This is a genomic window from Ramlibacter sp. (assembly GCA_019635435.1).
GTDB lineage: Bacteria > Pseudomonadota > Gammaproteobacteria > Burkholderiales > Burkholderiaceae_C > JAHBZM01.
Map to the genome: position 1 here is coordinate 3,656,004 of JAHBZM010000001.1, position 23,587 is coordinate 3,679,590.

Annotated in this window: 19 protein-coding genes and 1 pseudogene; 10 read left to right on the forward strand and 10 right to left on the reverse strand. The window is 67.5% G+C overall.

Features of this window, described 5'->3' with window-relative positions:
- Positions 1–3: 3 nt before the first annotated feature.
- The 9 genes and pseudogenes from KF796_17700 to KF796_17740 form a co-directional block, all read right to left on the reverse strand.
- Entirely contained in the window at positions 4–243 is a 240-nt protein-coding gene (locus KF796_17700; GenBank protein MBX3588468.1) for a formate dehydrogenase subunit delta, read from the reverse strand.
- On the reverse strand, positions 233–1,075 hold the full coding sequence (gene fdhD / locus KF796_17705) for a formate dehydrogenase accessory sulfurtransferase FdhD (protein MBX3588469.1): 843 nt from the start codon (positions 1,073–1,075) through the stop codon (positions 233–235). Before fdhD ends, KF796_17700 begins: the two co-directional genes overlap by 11 nt.
- A 19-nt stretch (positions 1,076–1,094) precedes the next feature.
- Positions 1,095–3,974 (reverse strand): formate dehydrogenase subunit alpha, encoded by a 2,880-nt coding sequence (gene fdhF / locus KF796_17710; protein MBX3588470.1) that lies wholly within the window; start codon positions 3,972–3,974, stop codon positions 1,095–1,097.
- A 113-nt stretch (positions 3,975–4,087) separates the two neighbouring features.
- Positions 4,088–5,623 (reverse strand): annotated as a pseudogene (locus KF796_17715) (formate dehydrogenase).
- A gap of 89 nt (positions 5,624–5,712) precedes the next feature.
- Positions 5,713–6,195 (reverse strand): formate dehydrogenase subunit gamma, encoded by a 483-nt coding sequence (locus KF796_17720; GenBank protein MBX3588471.1) that lies wholly within the window; start codon positions 6,193–6,195, stop codon positions 5,713–5,715.
- A 51-nt stretch (positions 6,196–6,246) separates the two neighbouring features.
- Entirely contained in the window at positions 6,247–7,875 is a 1,629-nt protein-coding gene (locus KF796_17725) for an OFA family MFS transporter (GenBank protein MBX3588472.1), read from the reverse strand.
- Positions 7,876–8,086: 211 nt separating this feature from the next.
- Positions 8,087–9,049 carry a LysR family transcriptional regulator gene (locus tag KF796_17730; protein ID MBX3588473.1) on the reverse strand — a complete coding sequence of 321 codons (963 nt, stop codon included), beginning with the start codon at positions 9,047–9,049 and terminating at the stop codon, positions 8,087–8,089.
- A gap of 3 nt (positions 9,050–9,052) precedes the next feature.
- A complete protein-coding gene (apbC, locus tag KF796_17735; GenBank protein ID MBX3588474.1) occupies positions 9,053–10,141 on the reverse strand; it encodes an iron-sulfur cluster carrier protein ApbC in 1,089 nt (362 codons plus the stop codon).
- A gap of 58 nt (positions 10,142–10,199) precedes the next feature.
- Positions 10,200–11,768, reverse strand: coding sequence for a hypothetical protein (locus tag KF796_17740; protein ID MBX3588475.1), 1,569 nt, complete (start codon positions 11,766–11,768; stop codon positions 10,200–10,202).
- 119 nt (positions 11,769–11,887) lie between these two features.
- Here KF796_17740 and metG point away from each other — a divergent pair, with 119 nt between their 5' ends.
- From metG to panC, 10 genes are all read left to right on the forward strand, one after another.
- The gene (metG, locus tag KF796_17745) at positions 11,888–13,963 is read left to right on the forward strand and encodes a methionine--tRNA ligase (GenBank protein ID MBX3588476.1); all 2,076 of its coding nucleotides are present in this window, start codon (positions 11,888–11,890) and stop codon (positions 13,961–13,963) included.
- A gap of 66 nt (positions 13,964–14,029) precedes the next feature.
- A complete protein-coding gene (locus tag KF796_17750) occupies positions 14,030–15,715 on the forward strand; it encodes an STAS domain-containing protein (protein ID MBX3588477.1) in 1,686 nt (561 codons plus the stop codon).
- Positions 15,716–15,764: 49 nt separating this feature from the next.
- Entirely contained in the window at positions 15,765–15,980 is a 216-nt protein-coding gene (locus KF796_17755) for a DUF3460 family protein (protein MBX3588478.1), read from the forward strand.
- Between the two features lie 65 nt (positions 15,981–16,045).
- Positions 16,046–16,903, forward strand: coding sequence for a segregation/condensation protein A (locus KF796_17760; GenBank protein MBX3588479.1), 858 nt, complete (start codon positions 16,046–16,048; stop codon positions 16,901–16,903).
- A 2-nt stretch (positions 16,904–16,905) separates the two neighbouring features.
- Positions 16,906–18,495 (forward strand): L-aspartate oxidase, encoded by a 1,590-nt coding sequence (gene nadB, locus KF796_17765; protein MBX3588480.1) that lies wholly within the window; start codon positions 16,906–16,908, stop codon positions 18,493–18,495.
- A gap of 129 nt (positions 18,496–18,624) precedes the next feature.
- Positions 18,625–19,644 (forward strand): hypothetical protein, encoded by a 1,020-nt coding sequence (locus KF796_17770; GenBank protein ID MBX3588481.1) that lies wholly within the window; start codon positions 18,625–18,627, stop codon positions 19,642–19,644.
- Positions 19,645–19,772: 128 nt separating this feature from the next.
- The gene (locus tag KF796_17775; GenBank protein MBX3588482.1) at positions 19,773–20,153 is read left to right on the forward strand and encodes an aspartate 1-decarboxylase; all 381 of its coding nucleotides are present in this window, start codon (positions 19,773–19,775) and stop codon (positions 20,151–20,153) included.
- A gap of 36 nt (positions 20,154–20,189) precedes the next feature.
- Complete coding sequence (gene bioB, locus KF796_17780; GenBank protein MBX3588483.1) at positions 20,190–21,191, forward strand: biotin synthase BioB; 1,002 nt, start codon at positions 20,190–20,192, stop codon at positions 21,189–21,191.
- On the forward strand, positions 21,188–22,006 hold the full coding sequence (panB, locus tag KF796_17785) for a 3-methyl-2-oxobutanoate hydroxymethyltransferase (protein ID MBX3588484.1): 819 nt from the start codon (positions 21,188–21,190) through the stop codon (positions 22,004–22,006). The genes bioB and panB overlap by 4 nt, the downstream gene beginning before the upstream one ends.
- A 4-nt stretch (positions 22,007–22,010) precedes the next feature.
- On the forward strand, positions 22,011–22,835 hold the full coding sequence (gene panC / locus KF796_17790) for a pantoate--beta-alanine ligase (protein MBX3588485.1): 825 nt from the start codon (positions 22,011–22,013) through the stop codon (positions 22,833–22,835).
- 5 nt (positions 22,836–22,840) lie between these two features.
- On the opposite strand, the gene KF796_17795 is transcribed toward panC, so the two are convergent.
- Positions 22,841–23,458: a hypothetical protein gene (locus tag KF796_17795; GenBank protein ID MBX3588486.1), complete on the reverse strand. Its 618-nt coding sequence runs from the start codon at positions 23,456–23,458 to the stop codon at positions 22,841–22,843.
- Positions 23,459–23,587 lie beyond the last annotated feature (129 nt).

Genomic DNA, 23,587 nt, shown 5'->3' on the forward strand with positions numbered 1-23,587 from the left:
GTCTCAGGCCGGCGCGGGTGCCGGCATCAGCATCTGCCGGTGGCTTTGCACCGCCTGCACCACGATGTCGCTGGCGCCGCTGCCGCCAGCATCAATCAACGCGATGAACTGCCGGCGCATGCGCGGGTCCCAGAACTTCTTGAGGTGGATGGCAATGCCCTCGAGCGCCTCGGGCCGGTCGGGCATGGCTTCAAAGAAGGTGCCAATGCGGTTGGCCATGTGGATGAGGTTGTCACTGTCCATCGTCGGGGTTCCAGAGAATGCGTTCGGGGTGTGCGTACAGCGAAAGGTCTTGCCCGCGCGCAAAGCCGGCCAGCGCCACGCCCGCCTGCTGCGCCACGTCAATGGCCAGGCCGGTCACGCCCGAGACGGCCGCCAACAGCGCCACACCGGCCCGCGCGGTCTTGCCCACCATCTCGTAGCTGGCCCGGCTGGTGATGACGATGAAGCCTTCGCCCGCCGGCAGGCGCGCGCGCAGCAGCGCTCCCACGAGTTTGTCCAGCGCGTTGTGCCGGCCCACGTCCTCGCGCACCAGCACCAGTTCGCCATCGGGCCGGGCCCAGCCGGCCGCGTGGGTGGCGCCCGTGGCTTCATGCAGCGCCTGGCGCGCGCGCAGGGCCTGCAGCGCCGCCACCACCGCCTTGACCTCGAATTGCCGGCCCGTGGTGAGCGGCACGGGCTGGCGCACGGCCTCGGGCAGGCTCTCGGTGCCACACAGGCCGCAACCGGTGCGCCCGGCCAGCGTGCGGCGCCGCTCCTTCAGCGCGGCAAAGCACTGCGAGGCAATCGTGAGCTGCACCGTGATGCCCTGGGCGGACGGGATGACCTCCATGTCATGCACCTCGGCCGCGCTGTGCACCAGGCCCTCGGTCACCGAAAAGCCCAGGGCAAAGTCTTCCAGGTCCACCGGCGAGGCCAGCATGACGGCGTGCGAGACGCCGTTGTATTCCAGCGCCACGGCCACTTCCTCGGCCACGCAATCCTGCGCATCAAAGCGCCGCCCCGCGCGCTGGCCGCGCACGGGCACGCTGCGCGTGCCGGGCAGCGGTTGCAGGGGTGCGTCGTGGGGGTGCATGGAACAGGCCTGATCGCGGCTATTTTCCGGCAACCGTGGTCGCCACGGCCTCGGCCGGGCGTGCCGCATCGAGCAGGTGCTGCTGCGCGGCATTGAAGCGCGAGTACGACTTCTGCCAGGCCGAGGGCTGCGTCACCGGCATCACCTGCACGGCGGTCACCTTGTACTCGGGGCAGTTGGTGGCCCAGTCGGAGCTGTCGGTGGTGATGACGTTGGCGCCCGATTCGGGGAAATGGAAGGTGGTGTAGACCACGCCCGGCTGGATGCGTTCGGTCACCGTGGCGCGCAGCACGGTGTCGCCAGCCCGGCTCTGGATGCCGACCCAGTCGCCATCGTGGATGCCGCGGTCCTCGGCGTCCTGCGGGTGGATCTCCAGCAGGTCTTCGCTGTGCCACTGGCTGTTGGGGGTGCGCCGGGTCTGCGCGCCCACGTTGTACTGGCTCAGGATGCGGCCCGTGGTGAGCAGCAGCGGGAACTTGCGCGTGACCTTCTCGTCGCTGGCCACGTACTGCGTGATGATGAAGCGGCCCTTGCCGCGCACAAAGTGGTCCACGTGCATGATGGCCGTGCCGGCCTCGTCGGTGCTGTCGTTGCAGGGCCACTGCACGCTGCCCAGCCGGTCGATCTTGTCGTAGGTCACGCCGGCAAAGGTGGGCGTGAGCGCGGCAATCTCGGCCATGATTTCGCTGGGGTGGCCGTAGTGCATGGGGTAGCCCAGCGCATTGGACAGCAGTTGCGTGACCTCCCAGTCGGCGTACTGCGCCAGCGGCGCCATGACCTTGCGCACGCGCGAGATGCGCCGCTCGGCATTGGTGAAGGTGCCGTCCTTCTCAAGAAACGACGAGCCTGGCAGGAACACATGCGCGTACTTGGCCGTCTCGTTGAGGAAGATGTCCTGCACCACGATGCATTCCATGGCCATCAGCGCCTTGGCCACATGCTGGGTGTCGGGGTCGGACTGGACGATGTCCTCGCCCTCGCAGTACAGGCCCTTGAAGCTGCCCGACAGCGCCGCGTCAAACATGTTGGGGATGCGCAGGCCCGGCTCGGGATTGAGCGTGACGCCCCAGGCGCCCTCGAACTGGCCGCGCACCGTGCTGTCGGAAATGTGGCGGTAGCCCGGCAGCTCGTGCGGGAACGAGCCCATGTCACAGCTGCCCTGCACATTGTTCTGGCCGCGCAGCGGGTTCACGCCCACGCCCTCGCGGCCCACGTTGCCCGTGGCCATGGCCAGGTTGGCAATGCCGATCACCATGGTGGAGCCCTGGGCATGCTCGGTCACACCCAGGCCGTAATAGATGGCCGAGTTGCCCTTGCGGGCGTACAGGCGCGCCGCGCCGCGCACCAGCTCGGCCGGCACACCGCTCACGGCCTGCATGGCCTCGGGCGAGTTCTCGGGACGCGCCACGAATTCCTTCCACTGCAGGAAGGACTTTTCGTCGCAGCGCTCGCCGATGTAGCCGCTGGCCAGCAGGCCCTCGGTCACCACCACGTGCGCCAGCGCGGTAATCACGGCCACGTTGGTGCCCGGCTTGAGCTGCAGGTGGTAGTCGGCCTTGACGTGCGGCGAGTCAACCAGGTCGATCTCGCGCGGGTCCACCACGATCAGCTTGGCGCCCTGGCGCAGGCGGCGCTTCATGCGCGAGGCAAACACCGGGTGCGCGGCGCTGGGGTTGGCGCCAATCACCATGATGACGTCAGACTTTTCCACGGACTTGAAGGTCTGCGTGCCGGCCGAGGTGCCATAGGTCTGGCCCAGGCCGTAGCCCGTGGGCGAGTGGCAGACGCGGGCGCAGGTGTCCACGTTGTTGTTGCCAAAGGCGGCGCGCACCAGCTTCTGCACCAGGTAGGTTTCCTCGTTGGTGCAGCGGCTGGACGTGATGCCACCGATCGAATCCGTGCCATGCGTGCCCTGGATGCGGCGGAACTCGCTGGCGGCGTAGCCGATGGCTTCGTCCCAGCTCACGGGCTGCCACGGGTCGGTGATCTTCTTGCGGATCATCGGCGTGGTAATGCGGTCCGGGTGCGTGGCATAGCCCCAGGCAAAGCGGCCCTTGACGCAGGAATGGCCTTCGTTGGCCTTGCCGTCCTTCCACGGCACCATGCGGACCACCTGCTCGCCCTTCATTTCGGCCTTGAAGCCGCAGCCCACGCCGCAGTAGGCGCAGGTGGTGACCGTGCTGGTCTCGGGGGCACCGAGCTGGATCAGCGATTTTTCCTTGAGCGAATCGGTCGGGCAGGCCGACACGCAGGCGCCGCAGCTCACGCAGTCGGACGCCATGAAGGGCTCGCCCTGGCCGGCCGACACGCGCGACTCAAAGCCGCGCCCCTCAATCGTCAGCGCGAACGTGCCCTGGGTTTCCTCGCAGGCGCGCACGCAGCGGTTGCAGACGATGCACTGTGACGGGTCGTAGGTGAAGTAGGGGTTGGACTCGTCCTTGGCGTCGTCCAGGTGGTTGGCGCCCTTGAAGCCGTAGCGCACCGACTCAACGCCGATCTCGGCGACCATGTCCTGCATTTCATTGCGGAAACCATCCACCTTGACCTGCACGCTGGGCGGCATGTCGGACAGGTACAGCTCCATCACGCCCTTGCGCAACTGGTCGAGGCGGGGCGACTGGGTCACGACCTTCATGCCGGCCTCGACCGGCGTGGTGCACGAGGCCGGGAAGCCCTTGCGGCCCTCCACTTCCACCAGGCACAGGCGGCACGAGCCAAACGGCTCCAGGCTGTCGGTGGCGCAGAGCTTGGGCACCTTGACGCCCGCCTCCATGGCCGCGCGCATGACCGAGGTGCCCCTGGCCACCGTGACGGGCTTGCCGTCGATGTCCAGCGTGACCTCTTCGGCCGACTCCCGCCGGGGCGTGCCCCAGTCGGTTTCCTTGAGATGTTCCAGCATGGTCATGCCTCCTGTTGTGGCAGTGGTCGGTCGCCGCCGGGCCGCCCCAAGGCGACTGCGGCCCCCTCAGGGGGCAGCGACCCGCGAAGCGGTGGAGCGTGGGGGCCAGTCTGGGCCTGCCCGAAGTCCTGCGGAAAATGGTTGAGGGCCGACAGCACGGGATACGGCGTCATGCCGCCCATGGCGCACATGGAGCCGTTGACCATGGTGTCGCACAGGTCGCGCAGCAGGCTGATCTGCTGCGGCCGGTCTTCATTGGCGACGATGCGGTCAATCACCTCGACGCCGCGCACCGCGCCGATGCGGCACGGCGTGCATTTGCCGCACGATTCAATCGCACAGAACTCCATGGCGTAGCGCGCCAGGCCCGCGAGGTTGGCGGTGTCGTCATGCACCACGATGCCGCCATGCCCCACGACCGCGCCCACGGCCGCGTAGGCCTCGTAGTCCAGCGGAATGTCCCACTGCGACTCGGGCAGGTAGGTGCCCAGCGGCCCGCCGACCTGGGCCGTCTTGACCGGGCGGCCCGACGCCGTGCCGCCGCCAAAGTCAAACATCAGTTCGCGCAGCGTGACGCCAAAGGCCTTCTCGACCAGGCCGCCGTGCTTGATGTTGCCCGCCAGCTGGATCGGCAGCGTGCCCTTGGAGCGGCCCATGCCATAGCCCGCGTAGAACGCGGCGCCGCGCGCCAGGATCAGCGGCACGCTGGCCAGGGTGATCACGTTGTTGATCACCGTGGGCAGGCCAAACAGGCCTTCGATGGCCGGCAGTGGCGGCTTGGCGCGCACGATGCCGCGCTTGCCCTCGATGCTTTCGAGCATCGCGGTCTCTTCGCCGCACACATAGGAGCCGGCCGCCATGCGCACCTCCAGTGCCAAGGCCTTGCCGCTGCCACACACATTGGCGCCCAGAAAGCCCGCGGCCGTGGCGCGCCTGATCGCCTCGCGCATCGTGGCCACCGCGTGCGGGTATTCGGAGCGGATGTAGATGTAGCCCTGGGTGGCTCCCACCGCGAGCGCGGCGATCGCCACGCCCTCGATCAGCATGTAGGGGTCGCCCTCCAGCGTCATGCGGTCGGAGTAGGTGCCCGAGTCGCCCTCGTCGGCGTTGCACACCACGTATTTCTGCGCGGCCTGGGCCGCGCGCACGGTCTTCCATTTGATGCCGGCCGGAAAGGCCGCGCCGCCGCGCCCGCGCAGGCCCGACTGCAGCACTTCATCCACCACCGCCGCGCCGTCCATGGCCGCGGCCTTGCGCAGGCCGGCCCAGCCCTCATGGGCCTCGTAGTCGGCCAGCGACAAGGGGTCGGTGATGCCCATGCGCGCGAAGGTCAGGCGCTCCTGCCTGGCCAGAAAAGGGATTTGCCCGGTCAGGCCATGGCCCAGCGCATGCGGCGCGCCGTTCAGCAGGCCCGCATCGAGCAGGCCCGCCACGTCGTCGGGCGCGACGGGCCCGTAGGCCACACGGCCCTGCGGCGTCTGCACCTCGACCATGGGCTCCAGCCAGAACAGGCCGCGCGAACCGTTGCGAATCAGGTCCATCTGCACGCCACGCTTCGCGCATTCGGCCTGCAGGGCCAGCGCCACCTCGTCGGCGCCCACCGCCAGCGCCGCGGAATCACGCGGCACAAAAACACGCACCGCATTCATGTTGTTCTTGACCCCCAGGCTTGTCACTTCGTGTACTGCGCTGCCCCCCGAGGGGGCCTTCGCTTGCTTGGGGCGGCCCGGCGCGGCGCTCATGCCGAAGCCTCCTGCACGGCGGCGAGCCGGTCAAACTTTTGCGGCGTCATGCGCGCATGCAACCGGTCGTTCACCATGATGGCCGGCGACATGGCGCACAGGCCCAGGCAGTACACGGGCTCCAGCGTCACCGCGCCATCGGCGCGCGTGCCATGCCCGTCACACCCCAGCACCTGCCGCGCATGGGCCATGAGCGCGTCAGCGCCCATGGCCTTGCACGACTCGGCCTGGCACACCTGCACCACCTGCCGCCCCGGCGGCTGGCTGCGGAAGTGGTGGTAGTAGGTGATGACGCCATGGACCTCGGCGCGCGACAGGTTCAGCGCCTGCGCAATGGCCGGCACGGCCGCGCCCGGCACATGGCCCAGCGCCTCCTGGACCGCATGCAGCAACGGCAGCAGCGCGCCGGGCTGGTCACGGTGCTGGTCGGCGAGCCGGTTCACGGTGGCCAGGGAGTCAGGGTCAAGGGCAGCGGTCATGGTGCAAGGGTCGGGATGCTTCAGGTAGGACAGGTGAAAGGGCCCTGAAGTTCACTGGAAGAACTTCGCCGCGCTGACCAGCGTGCGGTACACGCCCCAGGCCAGCGGCAGGCCCACGGCCAGCCAGGCCAGCGCCACGGTGGCGGAACTGGTGGTGCCGCCGTTGTTCACGGCCACGCCGGTCTGGTTGGCCAGGTCGCGCTCGTGGGCCAGCTTCTTTTCGTGCGCCAGTTCGGCCTCGGTCATGAACCACTTGGGGTTCAGCGGCTTGATGAGCAGGTTGCAGATCAGGCCGATCACCAGCATGCCGACCAGGATGTACATGGTCTGGTTATAGACCTGCTCGCGCGGGATGCCAAGGCCCAGCTGGTACTCGCGCATGTAGTTCACCACCACCGGCCCGATGATGCCGGCCGTGGACCAGGCCGTGAGCAGCCGGCCGTGGATGGCGCCCACCATCTGCGTGCCGAACAGGTCGGCCAGGTAGGCCGGCACCGTGGCAAAGGCACCACCGTACATGCTCAGGATGATGCAGAAGGCGCCCACGAACAGCAGCTTGGAGCCGGCCGCCGCGCTGCCGGGAATGCTGAAATACAGCACGCCGCCCAGGATGAAGAACACGGTGTAGGTGAGCTTGCGGCCCAGCTTGTCCGACAGGCTGGCCCAGAAGAAGCGGCCCACGATGTTGAACAGGCTCAGCAGCGCTGCAAAGCCCGCGGCCACGCCCGCGATGGCCGTGAGCTGGGTCTTGTCGAGCTCGCCAAACTTCCTGGCCACGCCGATCAGGTTGCCGCCAAACACCTCCTGCAGCATGGGGCTGGCCATGCCGATCACGCCGATGCCCGCGCTCACGTTCATGGTCAGCACCATCCACACCAGCCAGAACTGCGGAATGCCCCAGACCTTGCTCACATGCACATGGTGCTGGGTGATCATGCTCTTGGCGGCGTTGGGCGCGGGGGGCGTCCAGCCCGCGGGCTTCCAGCCGGTGGCGGGCACGCGGTAGCCAAAGGCGCCCAGCGTCATGGCCACCATGTAGAGCAGGCCCATGACCACAAAGGTCTGCCACACGCCCACGCTGGTGGGCGACGAGAAATACTTCATCAGCTCGGCCGCCAGCGGCGAGCCGATCATCGCGCCGCCGCCAAAACCCATGATGGCCATGCCCGTGGCCATGCCGCGCCGGTCAGGGAACCACTTGATCAGCGTGGACACCGGCGAGATGTAACCCAGCCCCAGGCCCACGCCGCCGATCACGCCCGAACCCAGCACCATGAGCCAGAACTGGTGCAGGTAAATGCCCAGCGCCGACACCAGCATGCCGCCGCCCCAGCACAGCGCGGCCACGAAGCCGGCCTTGCGCGGGCCCGCATGCTCGAGCCAGCCGCCCCAGATGGCGGCCGCCAGCCCCAGGAACACGAAGAACAGGGTGTACATCCAGCCCAGTGTGGCGATGTTCCAGTCGCAGCCGGTCACGAACAGCTGCTGGAAGAAGCCCACATCGGGCCCGCAGGCCATGCGCTCCTTGATGCCCAGCGCCCGCGACAGCGGCAGCCAGAACACCGAAAAGCCATAGGCCATGCCGATGCACAGGTGAATGGCCAGCGCCGCCGGGGGGACCAGCCACCGGTTGAAACCGGGGCCCGCGATGATGCGCTCCTTGTCGAGGATTCCTGACATGTTTGTCTCCGTTGTATTGGTTTTCACACGTGGCCTTGACACCCCGCGGGCAGCTCACCCGGAAGCGGCAACAGCCCGCGCAGTGTCGCGAGCACGGTGCGCGAACGTCAAATTGGAAATGGACATGCGGCCATTCAGCGCCGCGCTGGCGGCTATGGACCGATTCAGTTCCTGAATGATGCGCCGCACAACGGCGCGCGCCGCCGGGTCGTCAGGCCGACACCGGGGCGGCCGCGCTCAGGCTGCCGCTGTGCAGCCGCGCGTGCTCGATCCAGATGGCGTCGCGCGCCAGGCTCATGGCCGCGTCCAGCGTGCGCGAGGGGCGCTCGGTCTGCGCCATCATGAAGCCGATGGGCGTCTGCAGCTCGGGGTGGATCAGCGCAATCGCCTCCAGCTCGCCATAGCCGCGCACCGCCGACACCAGCGCCCCGGGCAGGATGCTGCTGACCTCGCCGGCCACCACGCTGAGCGCGAGCGTCAGGATGGAATTGGTCTCGATCACGGGCTTGACCGTCATGCCGGCCATGGCGAAGGCGCTGTCCACAATCGTGCGGTTGTGCATTTCGGGCGTGAGCAGGCACAGCGGCTGGGTCGCCGCGTCCTTCCAGGTGGTGGTGCCGCCCAGCTGGATGCCGTCCTTGCCGGCCCTGGGCGCGCGGCGCACGAGGAAATAGCGCTCGATGTACTGCGACACCACGCTGAGCTTGATGCCGCGCTCGCCCAGCCGGTCGGTGTAGCCCAGGCCCATGTCCAGCGTCATCTCGTCCAGGCCGGCCTCGATCTCGGGCGAACTCATGGAGCGGACCACCGGCAGGATGCCCGGGTGCCGCGCCTGCAGCATGGCCGCGAAGCGCGCGGCCAGCGGCACGGCCGTGGGCACCGCGCCGATCGACAGGCTGCCCTGGGGGCGGCCGGCCTCGCTGTCCAGCTCCTGCTGCAGCAGCTCGCGCTCGCGCAGCATGACGCGCGCCGACGCGAGCACCCGGTCGCCCTCGGGCGTGAAGCCCGCGAACGTGCGCCCGCGCTTGACGATGACGGCGCCAAACTCCTCCTCCAGCGCGCGCAGCGCGTTGGACAGCGCGGGCTGGGTGATGTGGCAGGACTGCGCCGCGCGGCCAAAGTGCCGGTGTTCCTGCAGGGCCACCAGGTAGCGCAGCGAGGCCAGCAGGTTCATGGCTCAGGTGTCTTTGGAGATCGTGATGGTCGGGAACTTGGAGGAAAAGTCCCGGGCCTTGAGCGCGACCTTGACCGCCACCTTGCGCGCAATGGCGCCGTAGGTGCGGGCCGCCTCGCTGTCGGGCGCGGCCACCACCGTGGGCCGGCCGCCGTCGGCCTGCACGCGGATGTCCATGGACAGCGGCAGCGCACCCAGGTAGTCGATGCCCAGCTCGGCCGCCATCTTCTTGCCGCCCTCCTCGCCGAAGATGTGCTCGGCGTGGCCGCACTGGCTGCACACGTGCACGGCCATGTTCTCCACAAGGCCCAGGATGGGCACGCCGACCTTCTCGAACATGCGGATGCCCTTCTTGGCGTCAATCAGCGCGATGTCCTGCGGCGTGGTGACGATCACCGCGCCGGTGAGCGGCACCTTCTGCGACAGCGTGAGCGCGATGTCGCCGGTGCCCGGTGGCATGTCGACGATCAGGTAGTCCAGGTCTTTCCAGTTGGTCTGGGTGATCAGCTGCTCCAGCGCCTGGCTGACCATGGGGCCGCGCCAGACCATGGCCTGCTCGTCGCTGACCAGAAAGCCGATGGAGTTGACCTGCAGCCCGTGGTTGACCTTGGGCTCCATGGTCTTGCCATCCAGCGTCTCGGGCTTGCCGCTGGTGCCGGTCATCATGGGCTGGCTGGGGCCGTAGATGTCGGCATCCAGCAGGCCCACCGAGGCGCCTTCGGCCACCAGCGCCAGCGCCAGGTTGACGGCGGTGGTGCTCTTGCCCACGCCGCCCTTGCCCGAGGCCACCGCAATCACGTTGCGCACCGTGGGCAGCAGGCTCACGCCGCGCTGCGCGGCGTGGGCGGCGATGCGCGTGACCACCCTGACATCCACCCCCTGCACGCCGGCCACGGTGCGCGCGGCGGCCGCGAGCGCGTCACGCAGGCCGGCTTCGGCGCTGCGGGCGGGGTAGCCCAGTTCGACCTCGAAGGACACCTTGCCATCCTCGATCACGAGGTTCTTCAGGGCCCGGGTGGCCACGAAGTCCTGGCCGGTGTGGGGGTCGGTGACGGTCTTGAGCGCCGCGAGCAGCTGTTCCTGTGTGGGCATGGGCCGGAGTTCCTTTTAGCTGGCGCAGTTTAAGCCTTCCACCGCGCCACGCCGGGGCTCAGGCCCGCAATCCCCCACGCCGCCACACCGGCGTCCAGTGCTCGCTCACCATCTTGGCAATCATCGCGGCCTGCGCGACCTCGACCCCCAGCCTCTTGTCATCGGCCAGACGCGAGGTCTCGAAGTTGGGCACGGTACTGCGCAGCATCGCGACGGCGCGCTCACAGGTACGGCAGATGAATTGGACATGCCGGTCCTCGATGCCGAAGGTGGTGTTGCTCCTGAAATGGATGATCAGCGCCACCGCGAGATTGGCGGCGTATGGCTCCAGATCGGTGGTGGAGGCCAGGAATGCCGCGATCTGGGTCTGGTTGCTGGTATTGAAGTTGATGGTCCAGTCCAGGCCACCCTCCAGGCGCTCTTCGACCGGCATGTACTGGTTGAGCGCCTCGATGGTCGAGACGATCACGGCAATGCCGTCGGGCACCTGGGCATTGGTCGGCAGAGTGGACATGGGCGCCGGCTGCTTCGCCTTGTTGAAGAACGGCTCGGTGAAGTTGTAGGTGGACGCGCCCACGATGATCAGGTCGCGCTTGGGCGTGGCCCAGGCCAGGGTGCCGCTGCCATCGCTGACCATCCGGTTCTGGTCGCGCACCGGCTCCAGCTCGCTGACCAGCGCATCGTCCAGCATGGACGCCACGCTGCCGCGCGCGCCGGGGTGGCCGCCAATGCTGTAGATCAGCTTGTCCACGTAGACATCGGCCCTGAGCTGGCCCTGGCGCTCGATGGTCAGCTTGATCATCGAACGCGGCGGCACCGCCGGCGCGTCCAGCGTGGCTGGTGTGACGGAGCCCGCCGCCACATACTCGGCGGCCACGATGTTGCGCCGGATCTGCTTGCCGGTAAAGGAAAGGATGCGTGCATTGCGGTCACCGGGCAGGGTGGACCGGGCAAAGCCCTCGCCCCCCATGCGCGCCATCCAGCACCAGTCCACCTGATCCCAGCGCTCGCTGAGTTCGTGGGCAACCCAGGCACCGGTGGCACCCCCGCCATAGGCGATGGTCACGCGCCCCAGCTGGTCCGGATGGGTCAGGTAGTCGATGCCCTCTTCCATCTGCTTGAAGCCCAGCGTATCGTCGGGCACCCCCGTGACGGTGATGCCCGCGTCGGCCGGCGTCTTCTGCGGACCGATGCCACTGGCCACGATGACCTGTTCGGCGACAAAGCCCGTTGCCGTGGGTTCGGGCAGACCGGTGACACGGACCCGGACATTGCCGGTGTCCTCGTCACGCTCGATATCGGTCACCTTGGCCCCCGGAAACTGGAGCCGTCCGCTCGCCTGGCTGGTCTTGAGTGCCAGCGCCTGCAGACCGGACTGGTAGCTGTGCACATCCATGAAGCGCGACAGCCCCACGGTGGATGTGCCCGTCGGGGCCTGGAAAGCGGGCACCTGCTGGCCCGGCAGCGTGAGCAGATGGGAGGGCTGCCCCATCCGATGGGTGTTGGGCAGCACGGCCCACAACCCCGTGGGGCCTATGGCAATGGTGTGGTACCCGTCCGCGCCCACGGTGCCCTGGAACACTTCCGAGGCGGTGCCCTGACCCACGACCACTCTCAATTTCGGCATTGGCTTCACTCCCTCACGTCTCTGGCGGGCGATGATGGATTCAAACCCCGGCAGGGTCAAGGCAGCGCGACCAGCGGCTGCCCCCTAAAATTGCCGGTTCTCTCCCGGAATCCCCTCCCATGCCCGTACCGCGCCAACTCTTCGTCACCACCGCCCTGCCCTACGCCAACGGCAAGTTCCACATCGGCCACATCATGGAGTACATCCAGGCCGACATCTGGGTGCGGTTCCAGCGCATGCAGGGCCACGAGGTGCACTTTGTCTGCGCCGACGATGCGCACGGCGCGCCCATCATGATCGCGGCCGAGAAGGCCGGCAAGACGCCCCAGCAGTTCGTGGCCGAGATCGCCGCGGGCCGCAAGCCCTACCTGGACGGCTTCCACATCGGCTTTGACAACTGGCACAGCACCGACGCGCCCGAGAACCATGCGCTGGCCCGGCAGATCTACCGCGACCTCAAGGCCAACGGACTGATCTCCAGCAAGGTGATCGAGCAGTTCTTCGACCCCGAGAAGAACATGTTCCTGCCCGACCGCTTCATCAAGGGCGAGTGCCCCAACTGCCACGCCAGGGACCAGTACGGCGACAACTGCGAGGTCTGCAGCAAGGTCTACAGCCCCACCGACCTGATCAACCCCTACTCGGCCTTGTCGGGCGCCACACCCGTGCTCAAGAGCTCGGAGCATTTTTTCTTCAAGCTGTCGGACCCGCGCTGCCTGGACTTCCTCAACCAGTGGACGCGGGAGAACGACGCCGACGGCAACCCGCGCCTGCAAAGCGAGGTGCTCAACAAGATCAGCGAATGGCTCAAGCCCGACGACAACGGCAAGACGGCCATGGGCGACTGGGACATCAGCCGCGATGCGCCCTACTTCGGCATCGAGATCCCCGATGCGCCGGGCAAGTACTTCTATGTGTGGCTGGACGCGCCCGTGGGCTACCTGGCCTCGCTCAAGAACTACCTGGGCAGGATCGGCGTGGACTATGACGCCTTCATGGCTGACCCGCGGGTGGAGCAGTACCACTTCATTGGCAAGGACATCATCACCTTCCACACGCTGTTCTGGCCCGCCATGCTGCACTTCAGCGGCCGCAAGGTGCCCAACAAGGTGTTTGTGCACGGCTTCCTCACGGTGAACAACGGCGAGAAGATGAGCAAGAGCCGCGGCACCGGCCTGGACCCGCTCAAGTACCTGAGCCTGGGCATGAACCCCGAGTGGCTGCGCTACTACCTGGCCGCCAAGCTCAATGGCCGCAACGAGGACATCGACTTCAACCCCGAGGACTTCATGGCCCGGGTCAACAGCGACCTGATCGGCAAGTACGTGAACATTGCGAGCCGGGCGGTCAAGTTCGTGCCCGGCGGCAAACTGACAAGCGATCTGGACGCCATCCGGGCCCGTTTCGACGGCGCGGCCCTGGCAGCGCAAGTCCGGTCGCTGTACGAAAGCCGCGACTATGCGCGGGCCTTGCGCGAAATCATGGCAGTGGCCGATCAGGTGAACACCGCCTTCGACGCCGCCGCGCCCTGGAAACTCGTCAAGGAGGGCAAGGCCGATGAAGCGGGCGACGTAGGCAGTTATTGCCTTGAAATGTTCAAGGTGCTCACGGCCTGCCTCAAGCCCGTGCTGCCGGCGCTCGCCGCGCAGGCCGAGGCCTTTTTGCAGTGCCCGCCGCTGACCTGGGCCAACGCCGCGACACCGCTGGGCGCGGGCCACAGCGTGGGCAGCTACAAGCACCTGATGCAGCGCGTCGATGACAAGCAGCTTGATGCACTTTTTGAGCCTGTAGTCCAGGAAGACCGGCCACCATCCGCTACGGAAACAGTAGCGCCGGGTGGCGAGGATCTGGCGCCCGTGATCTCCATTGATGATTTTGTGAAGATCGACCTGCGCATCGCGCTGATCGTCAACTGCGAAGCGGTCGAGGGCTCGACCAAGCTGCTGCGCCTCACGCTCGATGTGGGCGAGGGCAAGACGCGCAACGTGTTCAGCGGCATCGCCAGCGCCTACCGGCCGGCCGACCTCGTGGGCAAGCTCACGGTGATGGTGGCCAACCTGGCGCCGCGCAAGATGAAGTTTGGCGTCAGCGAAGGCATGGTGCTGGCCGCCAGCCACGCCGATGAAAAGGCCCACCCCGGCATCTACGTGATGAACCCCTGGCCCGGCGCGCAGCCCGGCATGCGCGTGCGCTGAGCGGCGCCCGGCGGCGGGCGGGTCCGCGGCGGTGGGCGGCGAAGGCAGGTGTATGCTTTCTCCCCCATGAACGTCCCAGGCGTCTCCCGAATCCAGCTGGCCCGGTTTCGACCGCGCCTGCTGGACGCGCTGAAAGGCTACGGGCGCGAGCGGTTCCTGACCGACCTTGGCGCCGGCCTGACGGTGGGCATCGTGGCGCTGCCGCTGGCCATGGCCTTTGCCATTGCCTCGGGCCTGAAGCCCGAGGCCGGGCTGTGGACCGCCATCATCGCGGGCTTCATCATCTCGGCACTGGGCGGCTCCAGCGTGCAGATCGGCGGGCCAGCCGGGGCGTTCATCGTCATCGTCTACGGCATCGTCGAGCGCTACGGCCTGGCCAACCTGCTGATCTCCACGGCCTGCGCCGGCGTGCTGCTGTTCCTGCTGGGCCTGCTGAAGCTCGGCACGCTGGTGCGCTATGTGCCGGTGAGCATCGTGATCGGCTTCACCAACGGCATCGCGGTGCTGATTGCCAGCTCGCAGATCAAGGACTGGCTGGGGCTGGACATCGGCCACATGCCGGCCGACTTTTTCGCCCAGATCAAGACCATTGGCCAGCATCTGCATACCTTCAATTTCTACGCCTTCGGCCTGGGCCTGGCCTGCCTGCTGGGCCTGTTCCTGTGGCCCCGGCTGTGGAGCGAGCAATCGGCCGTGCACCATGCGATCCACGCGGCGCTGGAGCTGCCCGGCATGAAGCGCGCGGCCAAGGTCACGGCGCGCGTGCCCGGCCCCATCGTGGCGCTGATCTCGCTCACGCTGTTCGCCTGGGTGTTCAGCCTGCCGGTGGAAACCATCGGCAAGCGCTTTGGCGGCATCCCGCAGGGCGTTCCCGCCTTCGCGCTGCCCGACTTTTCATGGGAAACGGTGAAGCTGCTGGTCACGCCCACCCTGACCATCGCGCTGCTTGGTGCCATCGAGTCGCTGCTGTGCGCGCGCGTGTCCGACCAGCTCACCACGCTGCCCAAGCACGACCCCAACCAGGAGCTGATGGCCCAGGGCGTGGCCAATTTCGTGGTGCCGTTCTTTGGCGGCATGCCGGCCACGGGCACCATCGCCCGCACCGTGACCAATGTGCGCTCGGGGGCCACCTCGCCGGTGGCCGGCATGGTGCATGCGCTGACGCTGGCAGCCGTGGTGCTGATCGCGGCGCCGCTGGCGCTGCACGTGCCGCTCGCGGTGCTGGCGGGCATCCTGCTGTTCGTGGCCTGGAACATGGGCGAGTGGCACGAGTTCGCGCGGCTCAAGCACTACAGCAACCACTACCGGCTGCTGATGCTGGGCACCTTCTTCCTGACCGTGGTGTTCGACCTCACGGTGGCGGTGCAGGTGGGGCTGGTGCTGGCCTGCGCGCTGTTCATCCGGCGCATGAGCTCGCTGTTCAGCGTGGAGCCGGTGGCCAGCACGGGCCCCGAACTGGCCTTCAAGCTGTATGGCGCGCTGTTCTTCGGCGCGGTGGCCAAGATCGACCTGGTGGTGCAGGCCGTGGAAGCCGGCCCGCCGGCGCCGCGGGTGGTGCTGGACGCGCACCAGCTGGTGTCGCTGGACACCTCAGGCCTGGACGCGCTGCGCCAGCTGCACAAGGCCGTGCTGATGCGCGGCGGCTCGATGCGGCTGGACCGGCTGCAGGAGCAGCCGCGCGGCCTGATCGAGCGCACCGGCTTCGCGGCCGAGCTGGCGGCCCGGCACCCATCGGACGAAGTCGGGGGCTGAGCCCGGCCCGCGGGGCGGGCGGTAAAATCAGTCCCCAAAGGTCCCACCCATGCCCATCGTCAATTTCTTCCGCCGCCCCGACTACCAGTCGGAAGTCACCCAGTTCATCGAGCAGATGAAGACCGCCAGGCCCGACCTGGAGGCCCAGCAACGTGCCGGCCGCGCCCTGCTGTGGGACAAGAACGTGGACCGCAGCGCCTGGAGCGAGTACCGCGAGGCCGAAGTGCCACAGAAGCCCTACGTCTACCAGACCGACGCCAAATAAGCGTCAAACAGGGCTGGAGTCCAGATGGCGCGTGCATCAGCCGCTATTGAATCCATAGCAATTTCATGACCGAACCGACGCAACCCCTGCGCCTGCCCGAGGCCGGCCTGCCGGCGGTGCCCGGCATGCCCGAGGTGGTGGACCAGGTTGCGCTGGCGCGCCTGTATGGCGAACCGCTTTTCGCCATGCCCACCGACCTGTACATCCCGCCCGATGCGCTGGAGGTGTTCCTGGAGGCCTTCGAGGGCCCGCTGGACCTGCTGCTGTACCTGATCCGCAAGCAGAACTTCAACATCCTGGACATCCCGATGGCCGGCGTCACGCGCCAGTACCTGGTGTACGTGGACGAGATTCGCAGCCGCAACCTCGAACTGGCGGCCGAGTACCTGCTGATGGCGGCCATGCTGATCGAGATCAAGTCGCGCATGCTGCTGCCGCCGCGCAAGACCGCCGAGGGCCAGGAGCCCGAGGACCCGCGCGCCGAACTGGTCCGCCGCCTGCTGGAGTACGAGCAGATGAAGCTCGCGGCCGCGCGCCTGAACGAAATGCCCCAGATCGGGCGCGACGTGCTGCGCGGCCAGGTCTACATCGAGCAGTCGCTGCAGCCGCGCTTTCCAGACGTGAACGTGGTGGACCTGCAGGAGGCCTGGCGCGACATCGTCAAGCGCGCCAAGCTCGTGCAGCACCACCGGATCACGCGCGAGGAGCTGTCGGTGCGCGAGCACATGAGCATCGTGCTGCGCCGGCTGCAGGGGCGCAAGTTCGTCGAGTTTGAAGAACTGTTCGAGGTTTCGCGCGGCATCCCGGTGCTGATCGTCACCTTCATCGCCCTGCTCGAGCTGGCCAAGGAACTGCTGATCGACGTGACGCAGGCCGAGGCTTTTGCTCCCATTTACGTGCGGCTGGCCTACTCGCCGGCCTGACCATGAACGATACCTCCCACGACTTTGACGTGCTGATCGTCGGCAGCGGCCTGGCAGGCCTGTCGGCGGCACTGCACCTGGCGCCCACCCACCGCGTGGCGGTCCTCACCAAGCGCGCGATGAGCGACGGCTCCAGTGGCTGGGCCCAGGGCGGCATTGCCGCCGTGCTGGCCGAGGGCGACACCTTTGATTCCCATGTGGACGACACCCTGGTGGCCGGCGCCGGCCTGTCGGACCCTGCGGCCACGCGCTTTGTGGTGGAGCACGCGCCCGAGAGCATCGCCTGGCTGCGCGAGCTGGGCGTGCCGTTCTCGCTGGAAGACGGCCACCTGCACCTGACGCGCGAGGGCGGCCACAGCGCCCGGCGCATCGTCCACGTGACCGACGCCACCGGCGCGGCCGTGCAGAAAACGCTGATCGAGCGGGTCCGCCAGACCCCCAACATCACGCTGTTCGAGCACCACACGCTGGTGGACCTGATCACCGGCAAGAAGCGCGGCCTGCCGCTGAACCGCTGCTTTGGCCTGTATGCGCTGGACGAGGCCACCGACCGCGTGGTGACCTTCCGCGCGCCGCACACCATCCTGGCCACCGGCGGTGCCGGCAAGGTCTACCTGTACACCACCAACCCCGACACCGCCACGGGCGACGGCATCGCGGTGGCCTGGCGCGCGGGCTGCCGGGTGACCAACATGGAGTTCATCCAGTTCCACCCGACCTGCCTGTACCACCCGCATGCCAAGAGCTTCCTGATCACCGAGGCCGTGCGCGGCGAGGGCGGCCGGCTGCTGCTGCCGGAATCGGCCGGAGGCACGCGCTTCATGCCGCAGCACGATGCGCGCGCCGAACTGGCGCCGCGCGACATCGTGGCCCGCGCCATCGACTTCGAGATGAAGAAGCACGGCCTGGACTGCGTGCACCTGGACATCTCGCACCAGCCGCGCGAGTTCATCCTCGAGCACTTCCCCAACATCCACGCGCGCTGCCTGGAGCTGGGCATCGACATCACGCGGCAGCCCATTCCCGTGGTGCCCGCCGCCCACTACACCTGCGGCGGCATCCACACCGACCTGTCCGGCCGCACCGACCTGGCCGGGCTGCATGCCGTGGGCGAAACCGCCTACACCGGCCTGCATGGCGCCAACCGCCTGGCCAGCAATTCACTGGTGGAGTGCATGGTGTTCGCGCGGGCCGCGGCCCAGGACATCCGGGCCACGGCCTTGCCCGAGCCGCCGGCGGTGCCGCCCTGGGATGACAGCCGCGTGACCGACGCCGACGAGGCCGTGGTGATCTCGCACAACTGGGACGAGCTGCGCCGCTTCATGTGGGACTACGTGGGCATTGTGCGCACCAACAAGCGGCTGGAGCGCGCGGCCCACCGCATCGCCCTGCTGCGCAGCGAGATCCAGGAGTTCTACGCGAACTTCCACGTCACGCGCGACCTGCTGGAGCTGCGCAACCTCGTCGAGGTGGCCGGCCTGATCGTGCGCTCGGCCCAGGCCCGGCATGAGAGCCGGGGCCTGCATTTCAGCCGGGACTATCCGCAGCAGGCCGCGGACACACGACCCACCACACTCACCCCCGGCGGCTGATCGTCCGCCCACCGCGTCGGTGCGCATCGGGATGAAAGATTCCCGCGCAGGGACTATGCTGCACCCTGGCGTCCCGGCAACAGGAACGCCGCACCAAGGGATGGAGGCCCGCAAGGGCCAGGAGGGGGAATGGCCAAGACCATCGTGTTTTTCAACCTGGCGGACATGCACGAGAACGGCCTGGCTCGCACCAGTGTCCGGGCGCTTCGCCGCAAGTACCCGGGCTACAGCTTTATCTACGAGCTGTTTGCGGGCCAGAATCAGTGCCACCAGATTGACCTGTTCGGGCTCCTGAATCGGGACCCCAACCCTCGATCCGGTGTAGCGCCCATTCCCATGAACATGCTCACGCCCCACATGTGGTGCCTGCCAGACACCGCGCGCGAACGGTTTGCCATTTCGCTGCTATGCGCCCAGGCCGACAAAATCATGCTGGGCGTTCATGGCAGCTACGACGACACCGACCAGGGTTTTGCTGGCCTGGGCTGGGAACGTGGCAGCGGTGTGGTGGGCAATGTCAACCAGTTCGCCGAGCTGATTGCCAGCTTTCTTCTGCCTCGCAGGCACTACAAGGTGGCACTGATCGTGTGCTTCGGCGCCCGCTCGCAGAACTACCGGGTGGACCACGATGGCGTGCTGTCCGAAGACGACATCAAGAGCAGTTTTGCCTACAAGTTCTTCAAGCGGCTATGCGCCCGGGTCAGCGTGACACTGACCGCGCGGACCGGCTCCGTGGGGTTCAATTCGGATACCGGTCGCTCGGAGGTGCAGACGGAAGCGGCTGTCAACGCGGAGATCGATCTGGCCGAGCTTCAGGCCGCAGGGCAGACGGCCCGGGCCGCGCGCGATTTTGAACAGCTGCAGCAGTTCATGTGCCAGAGCCCGGAGGGCCGGCTCAAGCTGCGGGAGATGATCCGCCACATGGACACGCCGCATGCGCAGCCACGCAACCACCCCGAGCGCATCATTCAGGCCTACAACACCGTCAAGGCCACCGTGACCCGCCTGACGACCGACTCGAACCGGATGGTGTCCAAATACGGCAAGTTCGTCTACACCTACGACGCCGGCACCCGGACCGCGACCGTCTGCCGCAAATACGAGAACGGCGCCAAAGTGATGCGGGTGCTTTACCAGGGCGCGTTGTAGCGTCCGGCACGATCTCGTCATTGTCACAAAAAAAGAAACCAAAGTTCCATTTTCAAGGAACATGTCCCTCGCAAGAACTACAATCTGCTGCGCTGCAGCATTCGTAGCCCTTGATCGTCAGGAGACCCATGTTCCGCACCCTGCTCAAATCCAAGATCCACCGGGTCGCCGTGACCCATTGCGAATTGCACTATGAAGGCTCGTGTGCCATTGACGAAGACCTGCTGGATGCCGCCGGCATCGCCGACAACGAGCAGGTCCACCTGTGGAACATCAACAACGGCGAACGGTTCACCACCTACGCCATCCGCGGGCAGCGCGGCAGCGGCATGATTTCAGTCAATGGCTCGGCGGCCCGCCGCGCGGCTGTGGGCGATCTGGTCATCATTGCGGCCTTTGCCCAGGTGCACGAGGAGCAGGTGGCGGCGCACCGGCCGCGGCTGGTGTTTGTGGACGAGGCCAACCGCCAGATGGACCTGCGCCAGCAGGTTCCGGCCCAGCAGGCCTGACAGGAGCCCCCGATGTCTTCCTGTTCCGGGCAACCCATGACCCTGCATCGCGCGCCGCGCGCACAGGCCGCGCCCGCTGGCACGGATCGCTGGCGCGTTGACGACGTGCTGGCGCTGTTCGAGCTGCCCCTGCCTGAACTGCTGCATCGCGCGCAGACCGTGCATCGCGAGAATTTCGACCCCACCCTGGTCGAGCTCGCCACGCTGCTGTCGATCAAGACCGGGGGCTGCCCCGAGGACTGCGGTTACTGCCCGCAGGCGGCGCGCTACGACACGGGCGTCGAGGCGTCCAGGCTGATGGAGCCGGCCGAGGTGCTGCGGGCCGCTCAGCGCGCCAGGGACGCCGGCGCGAGCCGCTTCTGCATGGGCGCCGCCTGGCGTGCCCCCAAGGACCGCGACATCGAAAAAGTGGCCGAACTGGTCACCACCGTGAAGGCGCTGGGCCTGGAGACCTGCGCCACGCTGGGCATGCTGGAAGACGGCCACGCGCAGGCGCTGCGCGATGCCGGCCTGGACTACTACAACCACAACCTGGACAGCGCCCCGGACTTCTACGGCGACATCATCACCACCCGCGTCCTGCAGGACCGGCTGGACACGCTGGAGCGCGTGCGCAGTGCCGGCGTCAAGGTCTGCTGCGGCGGCATCGTGGGCATGGGCGAGTCGCGGCTGCAGCGCGCCGGCCTGGTGGCGCTGCTGGCCAACCTCGATCCGTATCCGGAATCGGTGCCCGTCAACCACCTGGTGCGGGTCCCGGGCACGCCGCTGGCGGACCAGGCACCGCTGGACCCCTTTGAGTTCGTGCGCACCATCGCGGTCGCGCGCATCACGATGCCGCGCGCGCGCGTGCGCCTGTCAGCCGGCCGCCAGCAGATGGGCGAGGCGGTGCAGGCCCTGTGCTTCCTGGCCGGCGCCAATTCCATCTTCTACGGTGACAAGCTGCTGACCACCGGCAACCCCGACACGCAAGCCGACCTGGCCCTGCTGGGCCGGCTGGGCCTGAAGGCGGGGCGGCCAGACCCCCTCTGCGCGCCATGAGCGGGAGCAGCGCCCCCCGAAAGCCGCTGACCCTGCACCGGCTGCGCGAGATGCATGCGGCCGGCGAGAAGATCGCCATGCTGACCTGCTACGACGCGACGTTCGCCCAGGTGCTTGATGACGCCGGCGTGGACTGCCTGCTCGTGGGCGACTCGCTGGGCATGGTGCTGCAGGGCGAGTCCAGCACCGTGCCGGTCACGCTCGAGAGCATGGCCTACCACACACGCTGCGTGGCCCGGGGCCAGCGCACGGCCTGGGTCATCGGCGACCTGCCCTTTGGCAGCTACCAGGCCTCGCGCGAGCAGGCGCTGCACAGCGCCACCGTCCTGATGCAGGCCGGCGCCCGGATGGTCAAGCTCGAGGGCGGGGGCTGGACCGCCGACACAGTGCGCTTCCTGGTGGAACGCGGCATCCCGGTGTGTGGCCACCTCGGACTCACGCCGCAGTCGGTGCATGCGCTGGGCGGCTGGCGCGTGCAGGGCCGCTCCGACGAAGCCGCTGACATCCTGGCGCGGCAGGCAACCGAGCTGGCGCAGGCCGGCGCCGCCATGCTGGTGCTGGAGCTCGTGCCCTCGGCGCTGGCCCGCGCCGTGAGCCAGGCACTGCCCATTCCGGTGATTGGCATCGGTGCCGGCGTGGACTGCGGCGGCCAGGTGCTGGTGCTGCATGACCTGCTGGGCCTCACGCCTGGCAAGGCGCCGCGCTTCGTGCGCAATTTCCTCGAAGGCAGCACCAGCATCCAGGCCGCCGTCGCTCGCTACGTGGCGGCGGTGAAGGACGGCAGCTTCCCTGACCCCGCCCTGCATACCTACTGACACCATGCACATTGCACGCACCCTTGACGACCTGCGCCAGTTCCTGGCCTCCAGCCGCCGGCCGGCATTCGTGCCCACCATGGGCAACCTGCACGAGGGGCATCTGGCGCTGGTGCGCCAGGCGAAGGCGCTGGGCGACATCACGGTGGCCAGCATTTTCGTGAACCGCCTGCAGTTTCTGCCGCACGAGGACTTTGACACCTACCCACGCACCTGGGAGTCCGACTGCGCCAAGCTCCAGGCCACGGGTTGTGACCTGCTTTTCGCGCCGACCGAGAAAGAGCTGTACCCCGAACCACAGACGTTCAAGGTCCAGCCCCCGGGAGATCTGACCGACATCCTCGAAGGCCATTTCCGCCCCGGTTTCTTCACGGGCGTGAGCACCGTGGTGATGAAGCTGTTTGCCTGCGTGCAACCCGGCGTGGCGGTGTTCGGCAAGAAGGACTACCAGCAGCTGATGGTGATTCGCCGCATGGTGCGCCAGTTCGCGCTGCCCATCGAGATCGTGGCGGGTGAAACCGAACGCGCCGAGGACGGCCTGGCCCTGTCGTCGCGCAACGGCTACCTGTCACCCGCAGAGCGCAGCGAGGCGGTGCAACTGTCGCTGACCCTCAAGCGCATGGCGCAGGCGGCCCGTGGCGGCGAAACAGACCTCGCGGCGCTCGAGGCCGACGCCATGGCATCGCTGGCCACGCGCGGCTGGCGGCCCGACTACCTGACCGTGCGCCGCCGCAGCGATCTGCTGCCGCCCCAGGGCGGCGAGCCCCTGGTGGTGCTGGGCGCGGCATGGATGCGCAAGACGCGGCTGATCGACAACATCGAGGTCTGACGGATTCAGGCCATCTGGATGTTCTGGAGGTTGAACCGGAACGGCTCGGCACCGGCTCCCGGGCCACCGCCGGTCATCACAATGTCGGCCGAGGCAATGCCCAGCAGCGAAAGTTCTGTGTTGATGCTGGAGATGATGGCCGAGTTCATCACCTGGCCCTGGACCACCTGCGAGGCCACGCCGATCCACAGCGTGGGCTTGAACTGGAACACGGCCTTCTGTCCGGGCGCGACGGAGGTCTTGGTCGCCAGCAGCTTGCCGTCCTTGTAGACATTCGCATTGATCGCGCCCTTGGACAGGCCATTGAGCACCTGAACTTCACTGGCGCTGGTCGCGCTGCCATTGGCCACCAGCTGGTCGCCCGAGGGGGTCAAGACCATCTGGAATGAATCCCCATGCCGGGCATTGAGCTGTGGCGTGAAGTTGCCATAGCTGTCGCTGGCACCGACGGTCATCGAACTCGGGTAGGTGAAGGGATGGTTGTCGCCCTGGCCGCAGTACCGGATGACCTGCCAGGCCACCGCCAGCTCGTCATAGTCGGTCGCGACATTTTTCTGGAAGATCACGATCTCGGAATTGTTGGCGTCGTTCGAGTCGTTGATGAAGTTCAGCTGGATGTCCATGGGTCCTCCGGTTCGTGCATCGCGACATGCGATGCCCTGATTCGCAGGCATTGTCGGGCCGGGAGCGCGCCAGCCCCGGTGACAAAGTACCCGGATGCCCGGCCTTCTCCTGCAATCAGAGGAGAAGCT